This is a genomic window from Pseudoduganella sp. GW821-FHT11H04 (assembly GCF_058807935.1).
In genome coordinates this window covers 722,366-748,229 of the sequence record NZ_JBXARE010000001.1, presented here as the reverse complement: position 1 = coordinate 748,229, position 25,864 = coordinate 722,366, and the positions used below count along the sequence as shown (strand labels likewise).

At 61.7% G+C, this 25,864-nt stretch carries 26 protein-coding genes; 6 read left to right on the top strand and 20 right to left on the bottom strand.

The features are described 5' to 3' along the window. The gene (gene panC / locus AC1RTP_RS03760) at positions 1-840 is read left to right on the top strand and encodes a pantoate--beta-alanine ligase (protein ID WP_498604842.1); all 840 of its coding nucleotides are present in this window, start codon (positions 1-3) and stop codon (positions 838-840) included. Positions 841-847: 7 nt separating this feature from the next. Further along, positions 848-2,029 (top strand): hypothetical protein, encoded by a 1,182-nt coding sequence (locus AC1RTP_RS03755; protein ID WP_498604840.1) that lies wholly within the window; start codon positions 848-850, stop codon positions 2,027-2,029. Here the strand turns inward: AC1RTP_RS03755 and AC1RTP_RS03750 are convergent. The 16 genes from AC1RTP_RS03750 to flhD form a co-directional block, all read right to left on the bottom strand. Beyond that, positions 2,022-3,191, bottom strand: coding sequence for a chromate transporter (locus AC1RTP_RS03750; protein ID WP_498604838.1), 1,170 nt, complete (start codon positions 3,189-3,191; stop codon positions 2,022-2,024). The genes AC1RTP_RS03755 and AC1RTP_RS03750 overlap by 8 nt on opposite strands. Before the next feature lie 4 nt (positions 3,192-3,195). Continuing rightward, positions 3,196-4,410 (bottom strand): EAL and HDOD domain-containing protein, encoded by a 1,215-nt coding sequence (locus AC1RTP_RS03745; RefSeq protein ID WP_498604837.1) that lies wholly within the window; start codon positions 4,408-4,410, stop codon positions 3,196-3,198. Between the two features lie 84 nt (positions 4,411-4,494). After that, the gene (gene cheY / locus AC1RTP_RS03740) at positions 4,495-4,884 is read right to left on the bottom strand and encodes a chemotaxis response regulator CheY (RefSeq protein ID WP_028104141.1); all 390 of its coding nucleotides are present in this window, start codon (positions 4,882-4,884) and stop codon (positions 4,495-4,497) included. Positions 4,885-4,994: 110 nt separating this feature from the next. After that, positions 4,995-6,074 (bottom strand): protein-glutamate methylesterase/protein-glutamine glutaminase, encoded by a 1,080-nt coding sequence (locus AC1RTP_RS03735; protein WP_498604835.1) that lies wholly within the window; start codon positions 6,072-6,074, stop codon positions 4,995-4,997. Positions 6,075-6,091: 17 nt separating this feature from the next. Beyond that, positions 6,092-6,712, bottom strand: a complete 621-nt coding sequence (cheD, locus tag AC1RTP_RS03730; protein ID WP_498604834.1) for a chemoreceptor glutamine deamidase CheD — start codon at positions 6,710-6,712, stop codon at positions 6,092-6,094. Then, positions 6,693-7,541, bottom strand: a complete 849-nt coding sequence (locus AC1RTP_RS03725; RefSeq protein WP_498604833.1) for a CheR family methyltransferase — start codon at positions 7,539-7,541, stop codon at positions 6,693-6,695. Before AC1RTP_RS03725 ends, cheD begins: the two co-directional genes overlap by 20 nt. A gap of 29 nt (positions 7,542-7,570) precedes the next feature. Continuing rightward, positions 7,571-9,280 carry a methyl-accepting chemotaxis protein gene (locus AC1RTP_RS03720; RefSeq protein ID WP_498604832.1) on the bottom strand — a complete coding sequence of 570 codons (1,710 nt, stop codon included), beginning with the start codon at positions 9,278-9,280 and terminating at the stop codon, positions 7,571-7,573. Positions 9,281-9,341: 61 nt separating this feature from the next. Next, positions 9,342-9,821 (bottom strand): chemotaxis protein CheW, encoded by a 480-nt coding sequence (locus AC1RTP_RS03715; protein ID WP_498604831.1) that lies wholly within the window; start codon positions 9,819-9,821, stop codon positions 9,342-9,344. Then, the gene (gene cheA, locus AC1RTP_RS03710) at positions 9,818-12,061 is read right to left on the bottom strand and encodes a chemotaxis protein CheA (protein ID WP_498604830.1); all 2,244 of its coding nucleotides are present in this window, start codon (positions 12,059-12,061) and stop codon (positions 9,818-9,820) included. Before cheA ends, AC1RTP_RS03715 begins: the two co-directional genes overlap by 4 nt. A 14-nt stretch (positions 12,062-12,075) precedes the next feature. Next, on the bottom strand, positions 12,076-12,441 hold the full coding sequence (locus AC1RTP_RS03705; protein WP_155454197.1) for a response regulator: 366 nt from the start codon (positions 12,439-12,441) through the stop codon (positions 12,076-12,078). Between the two features lie 44 nt (positions 12,442-12,485). After that, positions 12,486-13,034: a chemotaxis protein gene (locus tag AC1RTP_RS03700; protein WP_498604827.1), complete on the bottom strand. Its 549-nt coding sequence runs from the start codon at positions 13,032-13,034 to the stop codon at positions 12,486-12,488. A 10-nt stretch (positions 13,035-13,044) separates the two neighbouring features. Further along, the gene (motB, locus tag AC1RTP_RS03695; protein ID WP_498604826.1) at positions 13,045-13,977 is read right to left on the bottom strand and encodes a flagellar motor protein MotB; all 933 of its coding nucleotides are present in this window, start codon (positions 13,975-13,977) and stop codon (positions 13,045-13,047) included. Between the two features lie 18 nt (positions 13,978-13,995). Then, positions 13,996-14,856 carry a flagellar motor stator protein MotA gene (motA, locus tag AC1RTP_RS03690; RefSeq protein WP_498604824.1) on the bottom strand — a complete coding sequence of 287 codons (861 nt, stop codon included), beginning with the start codon at positions 14,854-14,856 and terminating at the stop codon, positions 13,996-13,998. 95 nt (positions 14,857-14,951) lie between these two features. Continuing rightward, the gene (locus AC1RTP_RS03685; RefSeq protein ID WP_498604823.1) at positions 14,952-15,704 is read right to left on the bottom strand and encodes a class I SAM-dependent methyltransferase; all 753 of its coding nucleotides are present in this window, start codon (positions 15,702-15,704) and stop codon (positions 14,952-14,954) included. Positions 15,705-15,856: 152 nt separating this feature from the next. Beyond that, on the bottom strand, positions 15,857-16,405 hold the full coding sequence (gene flhC / locus AC1RTP_RS03680; protein WP_498604821.1) for a flagellar transcriptional regulator FlhC: 549 nt from the start codon (positions 16,403-16,405) through the stop codon (positions 15,857-15,859). Between the two features lie 11 nt (positions 16,406-16,416). After that, positions 16,417-16,734: a flagellar transcriptional regulator FlhD gene (gene flhD, locus AC1RTP_RS03675; protein ID WP_055936061.1), complete on the bottom strand. Its 318-nt coding sequence runs from the start codon at positions 16,732-16,734 to the stop codon at positions 16,417-16,419. A gap of 638 nt (positions 16,735-17,372) precedes the next feature. On the opposite strand from flhD, the gene kynU reads away from it, so the two are divergent. The 4 genes from kynU (at position 17,373) to AC1RTP_RS03655 (ending at position 20,823) form a co-directional block, all read left to right on the top strand. After that, positions 17,373-18,611, top strand: coding sequence for a kynureninase (gene kynU / locus AC1RTP_RS03670; protein WP_498604819.1), 1,239 nt, complete (start codon positions 17,373-17,375; stop codon positions 18,609-18,611). A 9-nt stretch (positions 18,612-18,620) separates the two neighbouring features. Then, the gene (gene kynA / locus AC1RTP_RS03665; protein ID WP_498604818.1) at positions 18,621-19,460 is read left to right on the top strand and encodes a tryptophan 2,3-dioxygenase; all 840 of its coding nucleotides are present in this window, start codon (positions 18,621-18,623) and stop codon (positions 19,458-19,460) included. Then, positions 19,457-20,104 carry a ribonuclease T2 family protein gene (locus AC1RTP_RS03660; protein ID WP_498604817.1) on the top strand — a complete coding sequence of 216 codons (648 nt, stop codon included), beginning with the start codon at positions 19,457-19,459 and terminating at the stop codon, positions 20,102-20,104. The genes kynA and AC1RTP_RS03660 overlap by 4 nt, the downstream gene beginning before the upstream one ends. A gap of 125 nt (positions 20,105-20,229) precedes the next feature. After that, on the top strand, positions 20,230-20,823 hold the full coding sequence (locus AC1RTP_RS03655; protein ID WP_498604815.1) for a CHRD domain-containing protein: 594 nt from the start codon (positions 20,230-20,232) through the stop codon (positions 20,821-20,823). Here the strand turns inward: AC1RTP_RS03655 and AC1RTP_RS03650 are convergent. The 4 genes from AC1RTP_RS03650 to AC1RTP_RS03635 form a co-directional block, all read right to left on the bottom strand. Next, the gene (locus AC1RTP_RS03650) at positions 20,820-21,263 is read right to left on the bottom strand and encodes a carboxymuconolactone decarboxylase family protein (RefSeq protein WP_498604813.1); all 444 of its coding nucleotides are present in this window, start codon (positions 21,261-21,263) and stop codon (positions 20,820-20,822) included. The two genes, AC1RTP_RS03655 and AC1RTP_RS03650, sit on opposite strands and share 4 nt — an antisense overlap. A 197-nt stretch (positions 21,264-21,460) precedes the next feature. Then, positions 21,461-22,465 (bottom strand): sensor domain-containing diguanylate cyclase, encoded by a 1,005-nt coding sequence (locus tag AC1RTP_RS03645; protein WP_498604812.1) that lies wholly within the window; start codon positions 22,463-22,465, stop codon positions 21,461-21,463. Between the two features lie 16 nt (positions 22,466-22,481). Beyond that, entirely contained in the window at positions 22,482-23,339 is an 858-nt protein-coding gene (locus tag AC1RTP_RS03640; RefSeq protein WP_498604810.1) for an RNA polymerase sigma-70 factor, read from the bottom strand. Then, positions 23,336-25,861, bottom strand: coding sequence for an ATP-binding protein (locus tag AC1RTP_RS03635; RefSeq protein WP_498604808.1), 2,526 nt, complete (start codon positions 25,859-25,861; stop codon positions 23,336-23,338). Before AC1RTP_RS03635 ends, AC1RTP_RS03640 begins: the two co-directional genes overlap by 4 nt. Between the last annotated feature and the right edge of the window lie 3 nt (positions 25,862-25,864).

Genomic DNA, 25,864 nt, shown 5'->3' with positions numbered 1-25,864 from the left:
ATGAAAATCATTTCGAACATCGAAGAATTGCGCGACCAGCTGAGTGGCCAGTTGCGTACCGCATTCGTGCCAACCATGGGCAACCTGCACGAAGGCCACCTGTCCCTGATGCGCCTGGCGCGCAAGCATGGCGACCCGGTGGTGGCCTCCATTTTCGTGAACCGCCTGCAGTTCGGCCCGAACGAGGACTTCGACAAATACCCGCGCACTTTCCAGGCTGACGTGGAAAAGCTGGAGAAGGAAGGCGTCTACGTGCTGTTCGCGCCGACCGAAAAAGATATGTACCCGGAGCCGCAGGAATACCGCGTGCAGCCGCCGGACGGTTTGGGCAACACCCTGGAAGGCGAGTTCCGTCCAGGCTTCTTCGGTGGCGTCTGCACCGTGGTGACCAAGCTGTTCTCCTGCGTGCAGCCTAAGGTTGCAGTGTTCGGCAAGAAGGACTACCAGCAGCTGATGATCGTTCGTAATATGGCGCGCCAGCTGGGCATGCCGACCGAAATCATCGCAGCCGAAACCTACCGCGCCGACGATGGCCTGGCCCTGTCCTCGCGCAATATGTACCTGTCGGCCGACGAACGCGCTGAAGCCCCTTCCCTGTACCGCGCCCTGAACCAGGTGGCGGACGAAGTGCGCTCCGGCCACCTCGACGTGTTCCAGCTGGAACACAAGGCCATGGAAGAACTGGCCTCGCGCGGCTGGAAGCCGGACTACATCTCCATCCGCAAACGCAACGACCTGCAACCACCTAACGCCGGCGACCTGGCGCAAGGCGAAAAGCTGGTCGTACTGGCAGCGGCAAAGCTGGGCACCACCCGCCTGATCGACAACCTGGAAATTTAAGCTGCCGATGATGTCTTTCAGCGTGACGATGCGCGGCCGCCGCGATGCGGCCGATAAGGTGGAAACCGTAGCACGCCTGGCCAAACTCACCGGCCGCGGCGAAGCAGAAACAGAGCGATTCCTGGCCATGCCTTCGGTCGCGGTCAAGCGCGGGGTCGACCTGCGCACGGCTAATCGCTACCAGGCCGCGCTGGAAGACTGCGGCGTCTACGCCACCATCGAACGCGAAAGCATTGCTGAATCCAGCCTTGAGGGTATTCCCGAAGGCTTCCGCCAACTGCCTGCCCAACTGCGCCAGGCCGACCGCGACTACCGCTACACCGACCGCATCCACGCCGCCATGGTGGGCTTGCTGGCAGATGGTGTCGACGGTCCTGGCGTACGCTTCGCCATGGAACAGAACCTCAAGGGCATGTGCGGCGGCCAGATCAGCATCGAAGGTTTGCTGCTCTACTTCTCGGCCGATCGCCTCGACACCATCCTGAAAGACGGTGCCAACACCATCGACATCTACCGCCGCGGCGGCTTCCGCCATGTCATCAATTATGGCTATGGCGGGGGCAACCAGATCAGCGCAGCTGACTCAGCATTCTTCACCCAGGCTTCACGCCGCTACGAGGCCCTGTTGGCAATCCTGCGCGACTACGACCTGCTGTCGCCGGAAGGTCGTTTGCCCTCCACTATCCCTCTGCGCGACGGCAAGGGCGACCTGATTCGTTCCCAGGGCCAGCGTATCCAGTTCTGCCACCTTGATTCGCCGTATGTACACGCTGGCACAATCGAAGCCTGCCACGCCATCGGCGTCGAAGTGACCCGCCCCCTGCGCGATGGCATGCTGTGTACGGCCATGGTTCCTTACGCGAATCTGTTCCTGGATGGCGGCGAATCATTCCGCCCCCTGCCGCGCGAAGCGGTGCTGGAACGGCGCGCCTTGACTGGCTATGCGCTGCCCCAAGTCCCGCAACTCAAGCTGAAGGGCAACCTCGAAGTTGAATTCGACCTGTTGACGCCGCCATCCTCGCACGAGCAGCAGGCTTTCTTCGCCGGTTTCGCCGCCAGGATCAATGCACTGTCGGACGGACAGGTCGACTCGGGCAACCTGGCGCCGGGCCTGTTCCTGGTTGGGCGCAATATGGAACAGGCGGCCCAACTGGTTGCCCAGGCGTTGGAGCCGCTGCGCCTCAGGTAACCGGGTGCAGCAAGGGATAAATCGCCAAACCAATCAGCGCCGCACCGGCAACGATCACAGGTTCAGGAAGCTTTTTTACCTTCCACAATAAGGCTGCCGCCGCCAGCGCCAGCAAGGCGGTGGGGATATCGCTGATTGAGCGCCTGGCGATCACGATCACCGAACCGACAATGGCGCCAATAGCCGCCGCCGTGATGCCGTCAACGAAGGCGGCGACGGCCGGCTGCTTACCGTATTTCTTGAAGTATGGCGCCGGGATGATCGTGAACAGGTAGCACGGCAGGAAAGTGGCCAAGGCCGCGACGACAGCGCCTCCCAGGCCTGCAACCAGAAAGCCGATAAAGCCAACCGTAATCACCACGGGCCCCGGCGTAATCATCGCCACCGCGACGGCATCGACAAACTGCCGCTCCGTCAGCCAATGATGCTCAGTCACCACGCCGCCATACAGGAAGGGGACGATCGCAAGTCCAGAACCAAACACGAACGTGCCGGCCTTGGCGAAAAATATGCCCAGCTGCGTCAGCAGCGATACGTCAAGCGAGCCGACGATGGCGCCCGCCTGCGGCAACTGGAAAGCGGCAACGGCATTCATGCCGGTCCGGCCCAGCCACTTCGGCGGTGCACGCAGCAGCCAGGTCAGCACGCCGGCCGCGATGAAGAGCCAGGCGACTTCCGATTCCGTCACGACCGTGACCGCTGCCAGCAGCAGGTAAATCGCCCACAGCAGCTTGTCCTTGCCGATGCTCTTCTCCGTGAGCTTCTTCGCGCTCAGGGCGATGATGCCGATGACCGCAGCGCCAACGCCATAGAACACCGCTAGCATCCACGGCAGGCCGCCAAAGTGCACATAGGCCCAGCCAAGCGCAACAACCATCAGGAAGGACGGCACGACAAAGGCTACGCCAGCCAGCGTAGCGCCCAGGATGCTGTAATGGACGTAGCCGATGTAGATTGCCAGCTGCGCGGCCAATGGTCCCGGCGCCAACTGGGCCAGCGCCAAACCTTCGCGGTAGTCTGCGTCGGAAATCCAGGCCCGCCGCTCGACCAGGTCGCGCTGCATATAGCCCACCAGCGCGACCGGCCCGCCAAAGCCCAACGCCCCCAGCCGCAGGAAATACAGCATCAACTGCCATAAGCTATATGCGGGCTGGGACTGCATGCCTCTAGGTCGTGACGCTCTGGGTCCAGGCCAGGGCGGACAGGTGGGCCTTGTTGACGTCCTCTGGAGTCAGGGACAGGGATTCGGCCAGCGAGCTGACCAGGTTCGAGTTCAGTTCGCAGGCTTCGGCCAGCGCCAGGAATGGGCCATACTTGCCGCCGCGCGTCAGCAGCGCCTTCACGACTTCTTCATGCAGCTGGATTTCCTGCAGCACGTCCTTCATCGGCATGCCAAGCAGGCGGTCCAGCAGCGAGAACATGCCGGCCACGAAGATATTTTCCGCGTCCGCCCTGCCCAGCGCCTTCTGGCCCAGCAGCTCGGCCAGGCGGCCGCGCACCACGGCAGTTTCCAGCAGCACCGGCGAGAAGCCGGAAGTCGAAGCGGTCGCCAGCAGCAGGGTGAGCCAGCGGTACAGCGGCTGGTAGCCCATCAGCTGGATGGCTTGCTTCAGCGACTGCACTTCACGGCCCGCGCCGAAACCGGCCGAGTTAATGTAGCGCAGCAGCTTGTAGGTCAGGGCCGCATCGCGCTTCAATGCGCTTTCCAGCTGGGCGATATCGGCATTGGCATTCACCATCTGCATCAGTTGCAAAATGATTGTTTGCGAAGGATTCAAGCCCTGCCCTTCGCTGCCTGGGCGCGGGGTCAGGTGCAGCTTGCCGACGAAGGCATCGAGGCCCAGTGCGGCACAGGCATCGAAATCAGCCCAGGTGGTGACCGGCCGGCCCACCATGCGGATATTGGACGTCTTCAGCAGCGAATAGGCACGCGCCTGCTCGGCCACGTCGGCGCCGGTAAATCGTACTTCAACGTAGGAGCAGATGGTACCCAGGCGGCTGCCTACGCGCGCCAGGTCGGCTTCGCGCAAGAGAATGCCGACGCCGCCGGCGCGCAAGCCCTGCACCGCCGCCAGCGTGGTCGGATTGGCCAGCTCGGAGGTCTTGAGGGATAGCACGGTATGTTCGGGCGGCATGTCGAACATGGAATCGGTCGACAGCATGCCGGGCACGGCTTGCAGGAACAGGGTTTTCTGCTTGAGCAGCCAACCGTGTTCCGCATGGTTCACCTGGCTGGCGACGAAGCCGACGAGGCCTTCGAGTTCTTCCAGCGTAGGGGCCTGGGCATGTGCGTCTTGCTGTTGCCAGGTAAGTTCGTAGCCAACCACGCGCTGCTCGGGATCGAGCAGGGGCTCACGGACCAGGAAATGTGTCTGATGCATACGTAGTCTTATGCTGGGCTCAGGATGGAACAGCGGCGGCCATGGCTGCCGCCGCTAACTACTGTTGGTGTTGCAAGGCTGGGATCAAGCGCCGAGCTTTTCGAAGATCTTGTTCAGCTTCTCATCCAGGGTGGCGGCGGTGAACGGTTTCACCACATAGCCGTTGGCGCCTGCTTGCGCAGCCGCGATGATGTTTTCCTTTTTGGCCTCGGCGGTCACCATCAACACAGGCAGCTTGGCCAGTGCGGGGTCGGCACGGATGTTCTGCAGCATGGTCAGGCCATCCATATTCGGCATATTCCAGTCGGACACCACGAAGTCGAATTGCTCCGCGCGCAGCTTGGCCAGCGCCATGACGCCGTCTTCCGCCTCGTCCACGTTGGCATAACCCAGTTCCTTCAAGAGATTTCGCACGATGCGACGCATCGTCGAGAAATCGTCAACAACCAAAAATTTCATCTTTGGATCAGCCATGAATTGCTCCGTTGTTTCTACTTACGCGGTTATTAATTAAAGTGGTGTTCCCAGCAAGTTGTAGGATAGCATTTTCATTGCCCCAAGGCGAACTTAAAACCATACCCGTATCAAACGCGCAATGCGCGCGAGCCATGCTGTGAAAGGTAACCCAATACCATGCCGGGCAGCGCCTGCAAGGCGCCGACTTCATGGGTAGCGCCGACGGCGATCGCTTCACGCGGCATGCCGAAGACCACGCAACTGGCTTCATCCTGCGCGAAATTATACGCCCCGGCGTTCTTCATCTCCAGCATGCCTGCAGCACCATCCTTGCCCATGCCGGTCAGGATCACGCCGACCGCGTTTTTGCCCGCATTCTGGGCGGCGGAGCGGAACAGCACGTCGACTGAAGGGCGATGGCGGTTGACCGGCTCGCCCTGGTCCAATTTGGTCATGTAGTTGGCGCCGGAACGCGTCAGCAGCAGGTGCGAGTGGCCCGGCGCAATGTAAGCGTGGCCTGGCAGCACGCGCTCGTTGCCCTGCGCCTCCATCACGGAGATCTTGCACAGGGAATCGAGGCGCTTGGCGAAGGATTTAGTGAAGCCTTCCGGCATATGCTGGGTGATCAGGATGCCCGGGCAGTCCGACGGCATTTGCATCAGGAATTCGCGGATGGCTTCGGTGCCGCCTGTTGACGCGCCGACAATAATCAGTTTTTCCGAAGACATCAGTGGATTCCGTAATTGCGGCAGCGGCGCGGCGCCCTCACCCGCCGCCCCGGCTGCAGGCAAGGTGCGCGCCCTCACGCGGGCCTTGGAGGCCGCGCGGATCTTGTCGGAAATCAGGTCGGCATACTCGCGCATGCCGGACTGGATCGAAATTTTTGGCTTGGTGACGAAATCGACCGCGCCCAGTTCCAGCGCGCGCAGCGTGATTTCGGAGCCGCGCTCGGTCAGCGAAGACACCATCACCACCGGCATCGGCCGCAGGCGCATCAGGCGCTCGAGGAAGTCGAGGCCATCCATCTTCGGCATTTCGACGTCCAGCGTCAGCACATCCGGGTTGGTCTGCTTGATCAACTCGCGCGCCACCAGCGGATCGGGCGCGACGCCCACTACTTCCATATCCGGCTGGCTCTTGATGATCTCGGTCATCACGCTACGGATCAGCGCAGAGTCGTCGCAAATCAGGACTTTGATCTTGTTCATTTTTACACCTGGCTTTTTCAGAACAGCTCGACCTCGCCCGCCACAGGTTTCGACTTGAGGCGGTTGGCGTAGTCGTTCTCACGCTGCGCCAGGGTGTCGTTATGGGTTTGCATCAGTTTCTTGACCAGCACCTTGCCGGTCTTGGGGAAGAAGTACACCTTGCGCGGGTAGATATCGCACAGGTCTTCCGCCACAATGCGGATCTTTTCGTTTTTCAGGAAGCTTTGCACGAAGGCGGCATTGCGTTCGCCCACATTGATCGCGGTGAAGCCCTTCAGCACCGCGCCGCCGCCGAACACCTTGGCTTCCAGGTTATCGCGCCGCGCACCGGCCTTCAGCAGGTCGTTGATCAGCACCTCCATTGCATACGTGCCGTAACGCGCCGAGGCAGACACCGGGCTATTCTGGTCAGCGCCGCCATCGGGCAGCATGAAATGGTTCATGCCGCCCAGGCCCGTCAGCCGGTCGCGGATGCAGGCCGACACGCAGGACCCAAGCACGGTCACGATCAGCATGTCCTTATGGGTGTAGTAGTACTCGCCCGGCAAGATCTTGGCCGCGTCGCAGTCGAAGGTCCTGTCGTAATAGACATTGGTCGCGAATTGTTCTTTATCCATGTCATGCCCTCTTGCGCTCATCGAGCTCGTAGACAGTCTTACCGCGCAACTTCAAAGCGTCCGACACGTAAAGGAAGTTCTCGGAATGGCCGGCAAACAGCAGGGCATCCGGTTTCATCAAGGGCACGAAGCGCGACAGGATCTTGCGCTGGGTCGCCTTGTCGAAGTAGATCATCACGTTGCGACAGAAAATCACGTCGAAGCCGGGACGGATGTCCCACTTCTCGTCCAGCAGGTTCACTTGCCTGTAGGTGATCAGCGAGCGCAGCTCCTGGCGCACGCGCGCCATGCCTTCGTTGGCGCCGCGTCCCTTCAGGAAAAAGCGGCGCTGCTGCTCGGCTGTCAGCTTTTCGATCCGCTCCATCGGGTAGACGCCATTGGCCGCCGTAGCCAGCACATTGGTGTCGATATCGGTGGCGAGGATATGCACCGGCGGCGTCAACGTATTGAACGCTTCGCAGCAGGTGATCGCTATCGAATACGGTTCTTCGCCAGTCGAACTGGCGGAGCACCAGATATTGATCTGTTCCCCGCGCCTGGCCTTCAGGTGTTCGGCCAGCAGCGGGAAGTGGTGCGATTCGCGGAAAAACGAGGTCAGGTTGGTGGTCAGCGCATTGGTGAACGCCTCCCACTCGCCATTGCCCAGGCGCCCTGCTTCCAGGTCGTCCAGGTAGCGCAGGAAAGTATTGATGCCGGTGGCGCGCAAGCGTCGCGCCAGCCGGCTGTACACCATTTCCTGCTTCGAATCGGCCAGCGCAATGCCGGCCCGCTTGTAGATCATTGCGCGGACCCGTTCAAAATCCTTGCCGTTGAAATCAAACTCTTTCACGGTCTCTCTGGTCAGCGCCATTTGTGTTGGCCTCCGCTATTACATGGACATTAAAACTCTTCCCAATCATCGCCGGATGGGGCGGCTGCCGCGATTTTCTTTTTCGGCGGCTGCGCTGCGGCTGGCGCGGCTGCGACGATGGCGTTGCTGCGTGCAGGTACGGCGGGCTTGGCCTTGCGCGGTGCCGGCGCGACGCTGCGCTTGGCGAATTCATCGCCGGCCAGCTTGAAGATGGCCACTGCGTCCGCCAGTCGCGAAGCCTGTTCCTGCATCGATTCCGCTGCGGCCGCGGCTTCTTCCACCAGGGCGGCATTCTGCTGCGTCATTTCATCCATCTGGCCGATGGCGGCATTCACTTCTTCGATGCCATGGCTTTGTTCCAGGGTCGCGGCGGTGATTTCGCCCATGATGTCGGCCACCTGTTTGATCGAGGTCACGATCAGGCCCATGGTCTGGCCGGCTTCGTCGACCAAGCGTCCGCCTGCATCCACTTTGTCGACAGAGTCGTCGATCAGGGCCTTGATTTCCTTCGCCGCTGCGGCGGAGCGCTGCGCCAGGTTGCGCACTTCCGATGCCACCACGGCGAACCCGCGGCCCTGTTCACCGGCGCGCGCCGCCTCCACCGCTGCGTTCAGCGCCAGGATATTGGTCTGGAAGGCGATGCCGTCGATCACGCCGATGATGTCCACGATCTTGGTCGAGGACTGCTTGATCGAGCCCATGGTGTCGACCACTTGCGACACCACCTGGCCGCCCTTCTCCGCCACCGAGGATGCGGACACTGCCAACTGGTTGGCCTGGCGTGCATTGTCGGCATTCTGCTTCACGGTGGAAGTCAGGTTTTCCATCGATGCCGCGGTTTCCTCCAGCGAGGAAGCCTGCGATTCGGTGCGGGCCGACAGGTCGGCATTGCCGGTGGCGATTTCCTGCGAGGCGGTGGTGATGGTGTCGGTCGAGGTGCGTACCTGGCCGACGGTTTTCACCAGGCTGTCGTTCATGTCTTTCAGCGCTTGCAGCAGCTCGGAGGTTTCATCCTTGCCTTCCACCGTCACTTGCGAAGTCAGTTCGCCTGCGGCGACTTTCTGCGCCACTTCCACCGCACCAGACAAGGGGCCGGTAATGGACTTGGTAATCACCAGGGCGCATACGATGCCCACCCCCACCGCCACGGCGGCCAGCACCACCATCCACATGGTCAGGTTGCGATCGCCCTTGTTGGAGCTGTCCTTGAAGTCGTTGGCGGCGGTCTGCTGCAGGTCCACCAGCTTGTTCAGCGCAGTCAGGGTTTGCTGGTTCAGCGGGTCGATGCGGCCGGCGATGACTTTCGCGGCGCCTTCTGCGTTGAAGGCCATAATCTGGCCCATGGCTTCCTTGAATGCGGCGTCGACGTCGGTTTGCAGCGCGGAGATGTCGTTCAGGACTTTCTTCTCGGCGTCGTTCAGGCCCAGGCCTTGCAGCTTGCTGCGCGCCGCGTCGTAGCGGGCGCGGTTGGCCTTGACCTTCTCTTCTTCCTTCTGCATCAGGCTGACGTCCGACTGCAGGCCGATATTGCGCATGGCAATGCCGGTTTCGAGCATCGCGCTCTTCATGGCTTGCGCCTGCAATTCCTTGGCGCTGGTCAGCTCCAGGCCGGTCATCAAGGCCGACTTGTTGCGGTAGTTCAGCACATTGGTCAGCAGTACCGTGCCGACCAGGATCAGTAAAATCACGCCGAACCCGAAACCCAGCCGCGTGCCAATCTTGTAATCCCGCGCGTTCATTTGTGTTCTCCCTGTTTGTCTATTATTTTCCGGGACCTCGTGGCGATGTCCCGGTCGCGGATCATGCCGCCAGTTTTTCGCTCAAGCCCATTTCCGGGCTCGACATCAGGCGCTGGATGTCCACCAGGATCAGCATGCGCTCATCGATGGTGCCCAGGCCAATCATGTACTCCGTGCTGAAGGCCGTGCCCATGTCCGGCGCCGGCTTGATCTGTTCTTCGGTCAGCGAGGTCACATCCGACACCGAATCAACGACCATGCCTACCACGCGGCCGTTGATGTTGAGGATAATGACGACGGTGAATTGATCGTACACCGGTTCGCCCAGCTTGAATTTGATGCGCATGTCCACCACCGGAATGATGATGCCGCGCAGGTTGATCACGCCCTTGATGAATTCAGGGGCGTTTGCGATGCGGGTCACGGCCTCGTAGCCGCGGATTTCCTGAACTTTCAGGATGTCGATGCCGTACTCCTCGGATCCCAGCTTGAATGCCAGGAATTCCTGGACTGCGGTGCCGGCGCTCGCTGCGTCGCTCATGGTGCTTCCTTTACAAAGTTTGATTCGTCAACCAGCTGGCGCGAGGAGCGCACCAGCGCTGTCACGTCCAGGATCAGCGACACGCCTCCGTCGCCGAGGATGGTGGCGCCGGAAATGCCGGTCACCTTGCGGTAATTCGATTCCAGGTTCTTGACCACAACCTGCTGCTGGCCAACCAGCTCGTCCACGAACAGGCAGGCTTTCTTGCCCTCGGTCTCCACGATCACCAGGATGCCTTGGCATGGATCGGTAAAGCGCGGTTCGATATCGAAAATCTGGTATAGCGGGATCAAAGGCAGGTATTCGCCGCGCACCTTGATGACGCGGCCCTTGCCACTGATCTCCTTCACGTCTTCCGGCGCCGGCTGCAGCGATTCGAGCACGAAGCCAAGCGGCAGGATGTAGACTTCTTCGCCGGTCTGTATCAGCATGCCGTCCAGGATGGCCAGCGTGAGCGGCAGGGAGATCGACATCGTGGTGCCAAAGCCTTTGGCGGAACGGATGTCGACAGTACCGCCCATGGCGGTGATATTGCGTTTGACCACATCCATGCCGACACCGCGGCCGGAAACATCGGTCACCGTTTCGGCGGTAGAGAAGCCCGGCGCGAATATCAGCTGCCAGACGTCGGCGTCACTCATATTATCGGACAGCGGCAAGCCGTTCTGGCGGGCTTTCGCCAGGATCTTATCGCGGTTCAAGCCGCCGCCATCATCGGATACTTCGATGATAATGCTGCCGCCCTGGTGGGAGGCGGACAGGAACAGGCGGCCCGTTTCGGACTTGCCCGCAGCCTTGCGCACATCCGGCATTTCGATGCCGTGGTCGATCGAGTTGCGCACCAGGTGGGTCAGCGGGTCGACGATGCGCTCGATCAGGCCCTTGTCCAGTTCCGTGGCGGCGCCGCTGGTGACGAATTCGACTTTCTTGCCAAGCTTGGTGGCCAGGTCGCGCACCATGCGCGGGAAGCGCGAGAACACAAAGTCCATCGGCATCATGCGGATCGACATCACCGATTCCTGCAGGTCGCGCGTGTTGCGGGTGAGCTGGGAAATGCCGCTCATCAGCTTCTCGTGCAGCACCGGGTCCAGCGTGCCGGCGCGCTGCTCGATCATCGCCTGCGTGATCACCAGTTCGCCGACCAGGTTAATCAGCTGGTCGACTTTTTCCACCGACACGCGGATAGAGGACGACTCGCCGCCGGCCGGTGCGTGGGCTTGTTTTTCCGCTTCCTTGCGGGCGGCTTTCTTTTCCTGTTCTTCAGTAGGTTTCGGCGCTTCCGCCGGCGCATCCTTGATGCCGGCCTGGGCGCGGATCACTTCCAGCGGCTGGAAGAAACCGTAACCGCGTGCGTCTTCCATTGCAGCGCCGGCGTCTGAGCGGATTTGCTCCAGCGGTTGGAAGAAGCCGTAGCCTTCGCCGTCCGCAGGCGTAGCTGCGGTGGCGGTGGTTGCGGCGGGACCTGCACCGCCCGGCGGCAGCGGGTCGAAGAAGCCGTAGCCCAGCTCCGCTTCCTTGCGTTCACGTTCCGCATTCTCGCGCGCCGCCTGGGTCGGGCTCAGTGCCGGCAGTTCGCTGACCTGCATCTGGTCGGCATCGATCACGAAGGAGCAGATGGCCACAATATCGTCCAGCGATTCGTGGGTGGTGACGATCATGGCGTGGCGTTCGGCGTCCAGCGGCATCAGCTCCACATGGCCCATCAGGCCAAGTTCGGCGGCCAGCGCTTCCACTTCACGGTGCACCATGGGCGGCAGTTCCAGGCGATAGCGTTTGCCGCCGCTGTGGTCCACGGCCTGTGCCTCCGGCGTGCTGAAGCCCGACGCCACCGGCGCCATGGCTTCGATGTGCACGTCCTGCGCCAGTTCCTGCAGCATCATGCGCACGTCGCCCACCGCTTCCTGGTCGACGGCGGCGCCATTGCGGTGGCCGTCCAGTTGCATCTTCAGGATGTCCTTGGCGGCCAGGAAGGCGTCGACGTGGGTCGACGTCAACGCCATTTCGCCTTTGCGGATGCGATCCAGCAGCGTTTCCAGCACGTGCGTGACCTCGCTCATATCGGTCACGCCGAACGTCGACGCCCCGCCCTTCACCGAGTGCGCGGTACGGAAAATCGCGTTCAAGTCTTCTTCGCTGGGCGTCTCGATGTCGACCGCCAGCAGCAGGCGCTCCATTTCAGCCAGCAGTTCTTCCGCTTCGTCGAAGAAGACCTGGTAGAACTGGCTAATATCGATGGTCATGCCACACCCCTTTATTAGCCAATGACCTTCTTCACTACCTCAATCAGACGTTGCGGGTCGAAAGGCTTGACCAGCCAGCCATTCGCGCCGGCGGCGCGGCCCTTGGCCTTCATCTCGTCGGACGATTCGGTGGTCAGCATCAGGATGGGCGTCTTGGCGAAAGCCGGCTGTTCGCGCAGCAGCTTGATCAGCTGCAGGCCATCCATGCGCGGCATATTCTGGTCGGTCAGCACCAGGTCAATCGGCTGCAGCTTGGCCTTTTCCAGGCCGTCCTGGCCGTCGACCGCTTCCACCACCTGGTAGCCGGCTGCCTTCAGGCTGAATGCCACCATCTGGCGCAGCGAGGAGGAATCGTCGACTGCAAGAATTGTTTTAGCCATCTTTTTATCTCACTTATTAAGGTTTTCTTGTGTATTCAGGGTATTCAGAATAATTCGATGTCGCCGCTTTCCAGATGCTTCTGGCTGACCGCCTTGCGCAGCACGCTGCGCAGCTCCAGGCTCTGGATTGCCAGGGCCATGCTGACCTTGCTCAGCAGGTCGACGATTTCATCGCTGCCCGATTCCGGCACCACTTCGGCGCCGTGCGCCCCCAGCGTCCCGAGGAATTCGCGCAAGCCTGTCACACGCTTCAGCGTGCGGTCGATCAGCTGGCTGGTCATGTCCTGGAACTGCATGCTGGTGATTGCGGCATTCACATAGCCGCTCACCTGCTCATTCATTTCTTTCAAACGCGCCTTGTCTTCCGGCGTAGGATTGCCGCCCTGCAGCAGCAGCTCGATGGTTGCCTGCTGCGCGCTGACCGCCTCGTGGATGGCCATGAAGTTGCGCGTCAGCTTGTCAATCGCCTCTTCCAGCAGCAGGTTGGTCTGCAGCAGGTCGGTCTCGACTTCCGTCAGGTGGCGACGACCGTGGTCCGACACACCGGACAAAAGCCGCTTCACGTGGGAGCCAAGGATTTTCTTTCTGGTCATAACGCCTCGTTTATTTCTTCCCTGGTGCCGCTGCCGCTGCGGCTTGCGTCGCTTCCGTATCGAGGCCGACTTGCAATTTGCCGCCATCGCGCAGCACATTCTCCTCGGTCTTCTTATTCATCACGATAATGCTGATACGGCGATTGATCGGGTTGAAAGGATCCGCGCGGTCCAGGTGGGCAGCACTGGCCAGGCCCACTACGCGCAGGATCTTATTGTCGGCCAGTCCGCCATGCAGCAGCGCGCGGCGCGAGGCATTGGCGCGGTCGGCCGACAGTTCCCAGTTACTGTACCCCGTTTCGGTGAAATACGGCGTGGAGTCGGTGTGGCCGGACAAGCCGATCTTGTTCGGCACGTCGTTCAGTGCCGGAGCAATGGCTTCCAGGATTTCGCGTGCGTACGGCTGCAGTTCAGCCTTGCCGGCGTTGAACATCGGACGGTTTTGCAGGTCGACGATCTGGATGCGCAAGCCTTCGCTGGTGAAGTCCAGCAACAGCTGCTCTTTGAATTTTTTCAGTTCGGCATTGGTATCGATGGTCATTTCGATACGCTGGCGCAGGGCCTGCAGGCGGCCGCGCTCTTCTTCCTCGAGCGCCTTCTTGGCGGCATCCAGGTTGTAGGATTTCGATTTGGTCGGGTCGTCCGACATCTTGACCTGGCCGGTGCGGCGCGACAGGTCAGAGCCGCCGCCCTGGATCACCGAGGAACTGTCGCCGCTGCCCGAACCGCCTTGCATGGCAACTTTGAGCGGCGTCTTGAAGTACTCGGAAATGCCATTCAGGTCGCCCTTGGTGGTCGAGCCGAGCAGCCACATCAGCAGGAAGAACGCCATCATCGCCGTCACGAAGTCGGCATAGGCGATCTTCCAGGCGCCGCCGTGATGGCCGCCCCCGCCTTTCTTGATCTTCTTGACGATGATGGGCCGCAGGCCTTCTTCAGCCATGGCAGGTCCTCGCTTCCATTACTTCGACTTCGATTTTTTGATGTGCTCTTCCAGCTCGGCGAAGCTTGGGCGCTCGGTCGAATACAGCACCTTGCGGCCGAACTCCACCGCCAGCGCCGGCGCGTAGCCGTTCAGGCTGGCGAGCAGGGTCACTTTCACGCATTGGAACATCTTGGTCGACTCTTCCAGCTTCTGTTCCAGCAGGCTGGAGAGCGGACCGACGAAACCATAGGCAAGCAAAATACCGAGGAAGGTACCAACCAGCGCGTGCGCGATCAGCAAGCCCAGCTCGGATGGCGGAATGCCCACCGACTCCATGGTGTGCACCACGCCCATCACCGCCGCCACGATACCGAAAGCCGGCAGGCCGTCGCCCAGCTTGGCGATGCAGTGGGCAGGCACGTGGCCTTCCTGGTGGTGGGTGTCGATCTCGTTATCCATCAGGTTCTCGATCTGGAAGGCATCCATATTCCCCGACACCATCAGGCGCAGGTAGTCAGTCATGAACTCGACAATATGATGGTCTTCCAGCACGGCTGGATATTTACTGAACAAGGGGCTGTCTTCCGGCTTGTCGATATCGCCTTCGATCGACATCAGGCCTTCCTTGCGCACCTTGGACAGCACATCGAACAGGAGCGACATCAGTTCCATGTACAGATCTTTGGTATAGCGCGAGCCCTTGAACAGGCTTGGAATCGCGGCGAGCGTCGCTTTGATCGCCTTGCCGTTATTACCGACGAAGAAGGCACCTGCAGCGCCGCCGCCAATCATCAGCAGTTCCAGCGGCTGGAACAGGGCCGCCAAGTGGCCGCCATTGAGTGCGAAACCACCAAAAACGGAGGCGAGGACGACGATATATCCGACGATGACTAACAAGCGCGCAAACTCCCCGAAAGCTAGTTAAAAGCAATAATATTCCACAGTGGAACTACAATAGCGTGAAGACGCTCCCCCGGCAAGGGAAACAGCCTCTAAATTGCTCTTATATAGAGTGGCGGAGCACCCTCTGTGGTAAGGATGGTCTTGACGCCGTCAACTGCTGGAATTTCGAATTCATAACTGGCAAGCAAACTGCCGGCCCGCATCTCGCGCTGGGCCTTGCTCCACAGGGCCGGCATGGCGGCCGGCGACAGGTAGGCAAACACCAGGTCGTAGTCCGCAAAGTTCAACTGCTCATAGTCGCCGCGCGTGAAGCGGGCGCGGCTGCCGGACAAGGCCGCACGCACACGTGACACCAGCCAGGGCACGGGCGCCAGCTCGATCCCCATCACCTCCGACTCCGGCCGTGCAGCCGCCAAATGCAAGGTGAAGCCGCCCAGCCCGCTGCCGATATCGATCACGCGCAGCGCCCTGCCCTGCGGCAGTTCAGCCAGCACAGCGCGCCACACGGCGGCATTCGACGGATAGTAGGGAACCTGGGTGCGGTAAGTAGACCAGTACCAGCCCAGCAAGATGATGAAGGCGACTGCTGCTAACCATGGCGGGAAATGCAGGGCCAGTCCAGCCAGCAGCGCAATCGGGAACAGCAACTGGATCGGCAGCCACCAGCGCGCCAGGCCAATCTTCCAGCCGATGGCAGCGGCCAGCAAACCCTGCAGCAAAGCGGCTTGCAGCAAAGTCAGTCCATGACCAAGCGATTCAAGCGCAACAGCCAGCGCAGCGCATGGCAGCACCGCGCCGGCCTGGACCAGCAATGCCTGGAAAGCAGGGATTCGTAAAATCATTGCGGGAGTATACCCACGCCAGCGGCGCTGGCATATCGGTGCCTGACCCTGCGGGCCAGGCACCGGGTTACCGGTTTTAGCCTGCCGCATGGCAGGGCATGCTCAAAACCGGCAAACCAGTGTCAGACCCGCAGGGTCTGACACTACCAAACTCAAGCAGCGACGGCTTCGGCGGCGTCCTTGGCCTTGCGGGTCTTGCCGGCGCGCGAAGGCATGTGGCACAGGCCGCACTTGTAGTCGCGGTTCAAGTCCATGGCGTCGACCACGTACTTGCCTTTGCAGCAGGTGCAGGCCTTGAGTTTCAGCATGCCGCTGCCGGAGAATTTGACCAGGGTCCAGGCGCGAGTCAGCGAGAGCAGCGGCTCTTCGCCAGCGGCCGGCGGCATTTGTTCCAGGTAGAGCTGGTAAGCCTTCATCACGGCGTGGATGCCGCTGGCGCCAGCGTGCTCGACCAGGAAGTCGTGGATGTTCATGAACAGCGAGGAGTGGATATTCGGCTGCCAGGTCAGGAACCAGTCGGTCGAGAACGGCAGCATGCCCTTCGGTGGCGACACGCCCTTCAGCTCTTTGTACAGCTTGAGCAGGCGCTCGCGCGACAGCGAGACTTCGGTTTCCAGCAGTTGCAGGCGGGCGCCGAGGTTGATCAGCTCGATGGCCAGCTGGATTTCCTGGGCTTCCGTCACCACGCTCTTCTTGGTCATGGCGCCGCTCCTTAAGCGATTTCTTCGACAGCCTGGCCAGCCATCAGGATGGCGGCGTGGGACTGAGCCAGGGAACGGTCCTTGTTGTAGTTGGTCAGCATGCCGAGGATGGCGCTGTCGTCGAAGCGGAAACGGGCCAGCATCATATTGCCGCCTGCCAGTTTCAGGATCTGGGCATTGCTCATGCCTTCGATCAGGTCGGCGATGTCAGCCGAGATGCCAAGACGGAAGATTGCAGTGACTTTGTCGGCGCGGATCATCTGCTGCGCCAGCATCAGGTAGCTCAGGTTCGCATCGCGGATTTCAGCCATCATGTCGTTTGCGGTCATGTCCATCTCCAGTCGGTTTCAGCTTGCAACGCAAATATTCGTTGCCGTTGAGATACATTCTGCTGGAGACGACACAAAGCGCATAGAGGCCGCACTCTGTATTTTGGGTCGGGAATAGACGAAGTGACCCTGTAGGATTTTGTCCTACAACGGTCTGCCCATAGAGGGGCAACGCCAGCATTGGCGCGGGTCTGCGGGGCGTTCGGACTCGCCAAAACTGCAGGAGCCGAGGGTAAAAATGCGATGTCGGCGTGCTGCTTTTTTGCGACATCTAAACTGGTAACGGCAGGGTTTTGGAGAACTTTAGGGTTCAGAGCAAAAAATTTTAAGTTTTTTTCACTCAATCCAAACTGTCGAACAGCAAGCCTTTTACCGGGCTTCTAAAAACGGTAACGGCAGGGGTTTGGGGAACTTTAGGGTTTTTTGAAAATATTTTTGAAAATTTTTTAGTTCTTTATAAATCAATGGCTTAGCATACGAACCGGCACTACAGTGCCTGACCCGCAGGGTCAGGCACTGGTCGGCGGCGGCCGTGGGCAGGTGTCAGACCCTGCGGGTCTGACACTGGTTTACCGGTTTAGGCTAGCTAAAAGGTTGCTACAATCCCACTTTGTTTAAGTCTCAAGGAAAGCACCCGCATGATTTCCCGTTCCGACTGCCTGGCCCGCGACGCCGCGGATACCCTGGCTCCCCTGCGCGAGCAGTTCGACCTGCCTGCCGGCGTGATTTATCTGGATGGCAACTCCCTGGGCGCGCGCCCGAAAGCGGCCCTCACCCGCGCCACCGAAGTCATCGCCAAAGAATGGGGCAAGGACCTGATCACCAGCTGGAACACCGCCGGCTGGTTCGAGATGCCGAAACGCCTGGGCGACAAGTTGGCCCCGCTGGTCGGCGCCAAGGCCGGAGAAGTAGTCGTCACGGACACCACCTCGATCAACCTGTTCAAAGCCCTCGCCGCCGCCATGCACGCACAATCGCATACCGGCCGCAAGGTAATCATTACCGAGCGCTCGAACTTCCCGACCGATATCTATATGGCACAGGGCCTGACGTCCTGGCTCGACCGAGGCTATCAGGTAAAGCTGGTCGACAGTCCGGACCAGCTGCCTGCCGCCATCAACACCGACACCGCCGTGGTCATGCTGACCCACGTGAACTACCGCACCGGTTACCAGCACGATATGGCCGCCACCAGCGCCCTCGCCCACCAGCACGGTGCAGTGATCGTATGGGACTTGTGCCACTCGGTCGGCGCGGTGCCGCTCGACCTGCACGCGGACGGCGCCGATTTTGCCGTCGGCTGCACCTATAAATACCTGAATGGAGGTCCAGGCTCGCCAGCCTTCATCTGGGTCCCTGAGCGCAACCAGGACAAATTCAGCCACCCGCTGTCCGGCTGGTGGGGTCACGCCAACCCGTTCGCCATGGCGCCGGACTTCGCGCCAACCAAGGGCATCGGCCGCGCCCTGTGCGGCACCCAGCCCGTCACCTCGCTGGCGATGGTGGAATGCGGCCTCGATGTCTTCGGCCAAACCAATATGCAGGCAGTGCGCGCCAAGTCGCTGGCACTGACCGACCTGTTCATTGCCCTGGTCGAGCAGCGCTGCCCGAATCATCCACTGGGCCTGGTTACGCCGCGCGACCATGCGCGCCGTGGTTCGCAGGTCAGCTTCACCCACCCATACGGCTACGCGGTGATGCAGGCACTCATCGCGCGCGGCGTGATCGGCGACTACCGTGAACCGGAAATCATGCGCTTCGGCTTCACACCGCTATACACCAGCTTCGCCGACGTGTGGGATGCTGTTGAAATCCTGAAGCAGATCCTGGACGATAAAGCCTACGACATCACTGCCGCACGCGGCGCTGTAACCTGAGACATCGATATGACCGAAGAAAAGAAGGACGCGGCCTGGCATGGCGCGCAGATGGACTTCTCCAAGTCCATGAGCTATGGCGATTACCTGGGCCTGGAAAAGATCCTGAACGCCCAGCACCCGCTGTCGCCGAATCACAATGAGATGTTGTTCATCGTGCAGCACCAGACCAGCGAACTGTGGATGAAGCTCATGCTGCACGAGCTGCACGCCGTGGTTGACCATATCCGCCGCGACGACTTGCCGCCAGCTTTCAAAATGCTGGCCCGCGTAGCGCGCATCATGGACCAGCTGGTGCATGCCTGGGACGTGCTGGCGACCATGACGCCGCCCGAGTACACCGCGATCCGCCCGTACCTCGCTTCGTCGTCCGGATTCCAGTCGCATCAATATCGCGAAATCGAATTCATCCTCGGTAACAAGAACGCCAATATGCTGGCAGTGCACCAACAGGCGCCGGAAGCGCACGCCCTGCTCGACGCGGCGCTCCGCGCGCCTTCCCTGTACGATGAGGCGATCCGCCTGCTGGCGCGCAACGGCCTGCCAATCGATGCCGACCGCCTGGACGGCGACTGGACCCAGCCGACCGTGGCCAATGAATCGGTGAAGGATGCCTGGCTGCAGGTGTACCGCGACACCAACCGCTATTGGGCGCTGTACGAGCTGGCCGAAAAGCTGGTGGACATGGAAACCGCCTTCCGCTTCTGGCGCTTCCGCCACGTCACCACGGTGGAACGCGTGATCGGCTTCAAGACCGGCACCGGCGGCACCGCGGGCGTGTCCTACCTGCGCAAGATGCTGGATGTGGTACTGTTCCCCGAATTGTTCGCTTTGAGGACCGCACTGTGAAACGCTTGCTCGCTGCCTTGCTGGCCGCGGCGTGTGCGCTGCCGGCAATGGCGCGCGACGACCGCCCCGGCGTCTTTGACTACTACACGATGTCCCTGTCCTGGTCGCCGGAATTCTGCGACGGCCGTGGCGGCGCCGACCCTGTGCAATGCGCCACCGGCCGCCAGCTCGGCTTCGTGCTGCACGGCCTGTGGCCGCAGTTCGAACGCGGCTATCCGGAAAGCTGCGGCCGCAGCCGCATTTCCAACCGCCTGCGCGACCAGTACGAATCGCTCTATCCATCGCCCAAGCTGCTTTTCCACGAGTGGAACAAGCACGGCACATGCTCCGGCCTCGAGCCGCAGGACTACCTGGCCCTCAGCGCCAGGCTGCGCGACAACCTGAAGATCCCCGCCGCATTCGCACGCCCGCAACAACCGGTACGCGTAACGCCCGGCCAGTTCGAGCAGGAATTCCACCAGGCCAATCCATGGCTGGCGCGTGACTCCGTGCTGCCGGTATGCGGCTCGGGCGGCCGCTTCCTGCGTGAAGCGCGCGTCTGCTTCAGCAAGGACGGCAAATCGCGCAGCTGTTCGCAAGACGCGATCGTCTATTCGCAGAAGAGCTGCGGCCAGTCCAGTTTCCTCATGAAAAACGTGCGCTGACCTCGCTTGCATTCGTGCGCCGCAATACGGGCGCTTGAAGCGACAATAAGCGCGCTGTACCGCGCGCCTGCTTGCAACAACACGGGGGGGATCCGTCGTCGCGGGCTCGCACACATGAGGAGCCAATGATGAAGACTCATCTCGGCAAAGGGTTGGCAGCGCTGACCCTATTTGTCGCTTGTGCTGCTGCGCAAGCCGATGCAACAACCTACAACGCCACGCTCAGCGGCGCGGCGGAAAATCCGCCTAACCTGTCGACCGCCACCGGTAGTGTTTCGGTGCTGTTCGATATCGACAACCACTACTTCAGTATTGCGACGAGCTTCAACGGCCTGACTGGCGGCAGCGCAGCGGCCCACGTGCATTGCTGCACCGCCCTGCCGGGCGACGGCAATGCCGGCGTAGCCACCATGCTGCCCACCTTCACCGGTTTCCCGACCGGCGTGACCAGCGGCGCCTATGCCGCCATTTTCGACACCTCGCTGGCATCGTTCTGGAATCCAACCTTCCTGAGCGACCACGGCGGCACCACGGCCGGTGCTGAAGCAGCCCTGCTGGCTGCACTGGACAGCGGCTCGAGCTACTTCAACATCCACAGCAGTGCTTATGCGGGCGGTGAAATCCGCGGCTTCCTGGCGGCGCCGATTCCCGAGCCGGCACAGGGCTTGATGCTGCTGGCCGGCCTGCCCTTGCTCTTACTACGCAGGAGGAAAACTTAGCGAGGAATCGGGTTACGGGACGCCACGTTCAACATATTCCAGGAACGGATGACCGCAACCACGAAGCCCAGTTCCGCGATCTCTTCGTCGGAGAAATGCTCTTTGACACGGGCGTATGCTGCGTCGTCGGGGTCGCGGACTGGGATCGCGTTAATCAACTCCGACCATTCCAGCGCAGAGCGTTCTCGCTCGCTGAAGAATGGCGCCTCACGCCAGCCGGCGACCGCGTTCACGTGACGCGGATCCACATCCATCTTCAGCAGGTCCTGGTAATGCATGTCGATGCAGAAGCCGCAACCATTGATTTGCGACACGCGCAGCAGGACCAGGTCGACCAGCTTTTTGCCCAGCAGCTCACGGTTCAGGCCATTCGACAAAGCCAGCAGGTTCTGGAAGGATTTCTGGGACAGTTGGAAATAGTTGTAGCGCAGGGTGCTCATGGAAATTCCTCTCGGTCTGATGGTGAAGGCTGCACTTTGCGGCCTTCTTATCCATTAGACGGAGCGGCTTGCGGGTTTGTGACAGCTTGCCCGAAAAAAATGTCCACCGCGGGGTCGGGACGGTACCGCGGGCGGGCGAATGTGGACATTTCCGCCGGAAATGTCCACATTCGTTCCTGACCCCACGGTGGACATTTTCAGGTGGGCTGGGCGGGGAAGGTGCAGACGCGGTCGCGGCCGGCGCGTTTGGCGGCGTAGAGGGCGGCGTCAGCGCGTTGCAGTAGCTCTGCCAGCGACTCGCCGGGCTGGTGTTCGGCGACCCCGGCGCTGATCGAGAACTCGATGCTTCCTGTTGCACCGTCCAGGCGAAGGGCATGCACTTCTCCCCGTACGCGCTCGGCGAATTGACGGCTTAGCTGGAGGTCAAGCTTGGGCAGGAAGACGGCAAATTCGTCGCCGCCTGTGCGCACGGCAATGTCGATGCGGCGGGTATGGCTGTTCAGGAGCGCACCGATGCGCTGCAACACCGTGTCGCCGGCCAGATGGCCGTGATTGTCGTTGATGGATTTGAAGCGGTCGACGTCGAATACCAGCACGCTCACGCGCTCTGCCGGGTCCCGCTCATGCTGTTCGAGCAGGCGGGCGGCGGCATCTTCCATATAGTGCCGGGTGTACAGGCCAGTGACGGCGTCGCGCACCGCCAGCTTGTAGTACTTGGATCGGTCCTTTTCGAGCTCTGTGTTGTCGAGCTGGGCGCGGCGCAAGTCGTCATAGGCCGACAGCAGCTTCTCGTGCGCCTCCTGTAACTCTTGTTGCTGGCGCGCTTCGGTAGTGACGTCTTCGTAAATGGTGACGAAACCGACCACGCGTCCCTTTTCGTCGCTCATCGGGCGGCCCGTCACCTGCAAGACCGTGCCGTTGGCGCGGGTGCGACGGAAACGGTGCGGAACAAATTTGCGGGCAAGTTCGATACGCTCGCATACCTGGACCTCCGGATCGCCAGGGCCGAATTCGCCGCGCTGGGCGTTGAAGCGGAACAGGTCTTCCAGCGCCACGCCCTCATGCATGATGCTTTCAGGGAAATCCAGGCACTGGCAAAAGCTGTCATTCCAGAAGCGGAACTGCAAGTCGCGGTCGATGATCGACATGCCTACCGGCAGGTATTGCATGGCGCGCACCAGGTCGGACAATCCAACTTGCATGTCGAGCTCCCTTCCCTTACCGAATAATGTGCTCCAGCTTGTCCGGGTTACGCACCGCATAGATGCCGGTGATGCGCTGGCCGTCGCTCAGGAAGGCCAGGGCCGATTCCAGCTTGCCGTCGATGAAGCGCAGCAGGCCCGGCTCGCCGTTCAGCGTGACCGGGCGGAATTCGACAGCCCCCAGTTTGACCGCGCCGGCGAACAGCGCCGCGATCTTGTCCGGATCGGTAATGACAATGCCGAAGGACTTGACCTTGCCGCCGCCGTCGCCCACCAGTTCCAGGTCCTCCGCCAGCAGGGCGCGGACCGCAGCCTTGTCGCCGCTGGCCGACGCTTCGACGAAGCGCTGCAGCAGCTGGCGGTGGGTCTCGGCCGGGATGTCGAAGCGAGACTGCGGCTTTTGCACCCGTTCGCCGGCCCGACTCACCATCTGGCGGCAAGCCGCTTCCGTCTTGCCAAGCTGCTGCGCTACTTCCTCATAGTCGTAATCGAAGACCTGGCGCAGCAGGAAGGCGGCCCGTTCTTCGGGGCCCAGGCGCTCCAGCATCCACATATAAGCCAGCGACAGGTCGCTCGCGCGTTCGGCCTGCAGTTCGGGCGTTTCCTCGTCCACCGCCACCAGCGGCTCCGGCAGCCAGAGGCCCTCGTAGGCTTCGCGTTCCGCAATTGCGGCGCGCAGGCGGTCGATGGAAAGCCTGGTCGCCACCGTCACCAGCCAGGCTTCTGGCGATTGCACGCCGCTGGTGTCGGCGCCTTGCCAGCGCAGCCAGGCATCCTGTACCACGTCCTCTGCATCGGCGCGCACGCCAAGCATGCGATAGGCAATGGCGAACAACCGCGCCCTGTGCGCGGCAAAAACAGTTGGATCATTCATGAAGCAGGACTATACCCGACCTTGTGCACTTTCAGCAGGACCTCGCGCAGTTCGCGCACGCGCGGCGGCTTGCTCAATACTTCGTCCACGCTGGCCGGCTTGGCGTCCACGTCGCCCTCCGGGATCAGGCGCTGGCCCCAGCCCGTGACCAGGATCACCGGCGTGGTGGGCGACAACTCCTTGATGCAGCCGGCCACTTTGCGGCCATCCACATGCGGCATGCCAAGGTCGCTGAACACGGCATCGAAAGGCTGGCTCGATTCCTGCGATGCACGGAACTGCTCGATGCCGGCGGCGCCGCCATTGGCCGCCACCACGGTGTGGCCGTCGCGCTGCAGGATGGTGGTCATGGACGCCAGGACAGCCGGGTCGTCGTCGATCACCAGCAGGCGCATAGGTTCGGCCACTGCCACCGTCGTGGCCGGCGCTTCCAGCGGCGGCATCGTAGCGTGGGCCTGCGGCAGCGGGAAGGCCAGCGACACCGTAGTGCCCCGTCCCAGCATCGACTCGACCTGCACCACGGCGCTGTGGCGCTCGGCCATGGAATTGACGGTGGCCAGCCCCAGGCCGCTGCCGCGTTCGCCCTTGGTGGTGAAGAAGGGATCAAGGCAGTGGCGGCGCGTCGATTCGTCCATGCCGATGCCGCTGTCGGCCACTTCCACGATGGCGTGTTCGCCGGTGATTCGGGTGCGCAGGATCAGCGGGCCGCCCTCGGGCATGGCGTCAACGGCGTTGAACACCAGGTTGGTCAGGGCCTCGCGGATTTCACTCTCGGCGCCCATCACGGCGGGCAGCCCGGGCGCCATTTCCAGCTTAAGGGAAATCACCACGCCGCGCTGCTGCGGCATATCGCTCCAGCGCGCCCGCGTCAGGTCCGCCACCTGCTGCGCCAGTACGTTCAGGCTGACGCTGGACAGCTCCATCTGCGGCTCACGGCGGCGATACAGCTCGCGCATGCGCGCCACGGTGGCCGCCACGTCGTCGATGGCGCGGGCGATCACCTGCAGGTTATTGCGGCCGCTGGCGCTCAGGCCATCCTCGGTTTCCAGCAAGGTCTCCGTGTACAGGGCGACCGGCGAGATGGCGTTGTTGATGTCGTGAGCGATGCCGCTGGCCATCTGGCCCAGGGCGCGCAAGCGCTCTTCGCGCGTGATAGATTGCTGCGTGGCGTGCAGCGTGTGGTAGGCCTGCTGCAGGGCGCCGTACAACTGTGCCTGGCGTGCGGCCAGCGCGGCGTGCTCGCTCAGTTGGCGCAGGAATTCGCATTCGCCGCTGGTGAAGCCGTTGGGGATCACGCGGGCCACGGCCAGCACGCCGAACACCACGCTTTCGGCTTGCAGCGGCGCCAGTACCAGCGATTCCAGGCCGCCACGGTATAGGCGGTGCGGGAAAGGGAACTCACTGCCGCTGATATCGGGTTCGTACACCAGTTGGCCTTTCACGCAGCGCGACAGGCCGTTATTGTCGATCGAGACCTGGGCGCCCTCCTTCAGCGCCGCATCGGCCGGCAGCAAGGCATTGCCCAGGCCCACGCAGCTCGCTTCCAGCACCCCTTCCTGCAGCAGGAAGACGCAAGCGAAGTCCACCGGCAACTGGTCTTCCAGGCTGCGCACCAGCACTTGCAGGATGCTGCGCAAGTCCTGCCGCTCGCCGATGGAACGCGTCATCTGGTGCAGCAAGCTGAGACGGCCCAGCTGCGCCTGCACTTTCAGTTCGGCGCCGTGGCGCACTTCCATTTCGTCATGCAGGGCGGCGTTGGCATGCACCAGCTCATCGCGCGACACGGTGGTGGAGCGCAGGCGTTCGGTCATGGAGTCGAAGGCGCGCGCCAGGTCGCCCACTTCATCCACCGCCGTCATATTCATGCGGAAATCCAGTTTGCCCGCGCCGACCAGTTCGGCGCCCTTGCGCAATTTTTCCAGCGGGTGGGCCACGCTGCGGATGGTCAGCGCCAGCGCGCCCAGTACCGTCAGCGCCAGCAGCAGGCCCAGTGCGGCCGCCACGGCGGAGGCGTTCTGCTGCGCATTAAGCACGCCCTCGCGGCTGCGGCGCGCAAGGTCTTCGGCATCGCTGATCATGTCCTGGGTCTTGGACATCAGCTGGCCAAACAGACGCGCTTCCAACTGGTGCAGCACTTCGCCGCGTTCCGGCGTGACGCGCAATTCCTGGCGCACCAGCACCAGTTCGGAGAAATGGCGCGCCAGCAGCGGCAGGTTTTCCTGCAGCTCGCGCAACAGCCGGTTTTCGTCGCCTTCCTTGAACAAGTCTTCGCGCAGCAGAAGGCCTTGCAGCGAGTCCTTGCGCAGCTGCCACTGCACGTGCGAGCGCCGCTCCTGCGATTGCGAATACTCGAGCGACAGGTAGCGCAGCGCCACCACGGCGCTGACGATTTGACCGGCGCGTTCGTTGCGCTGCAGCTCCTGCTTGACCTGGCGCGTGGCGCCCAGCATCAGGAGCACGGCCAGCGAAACGCCGATCACGCACAGCCACTGGGCCCATTTGAGGCGGGTGATAATCTTCATGGC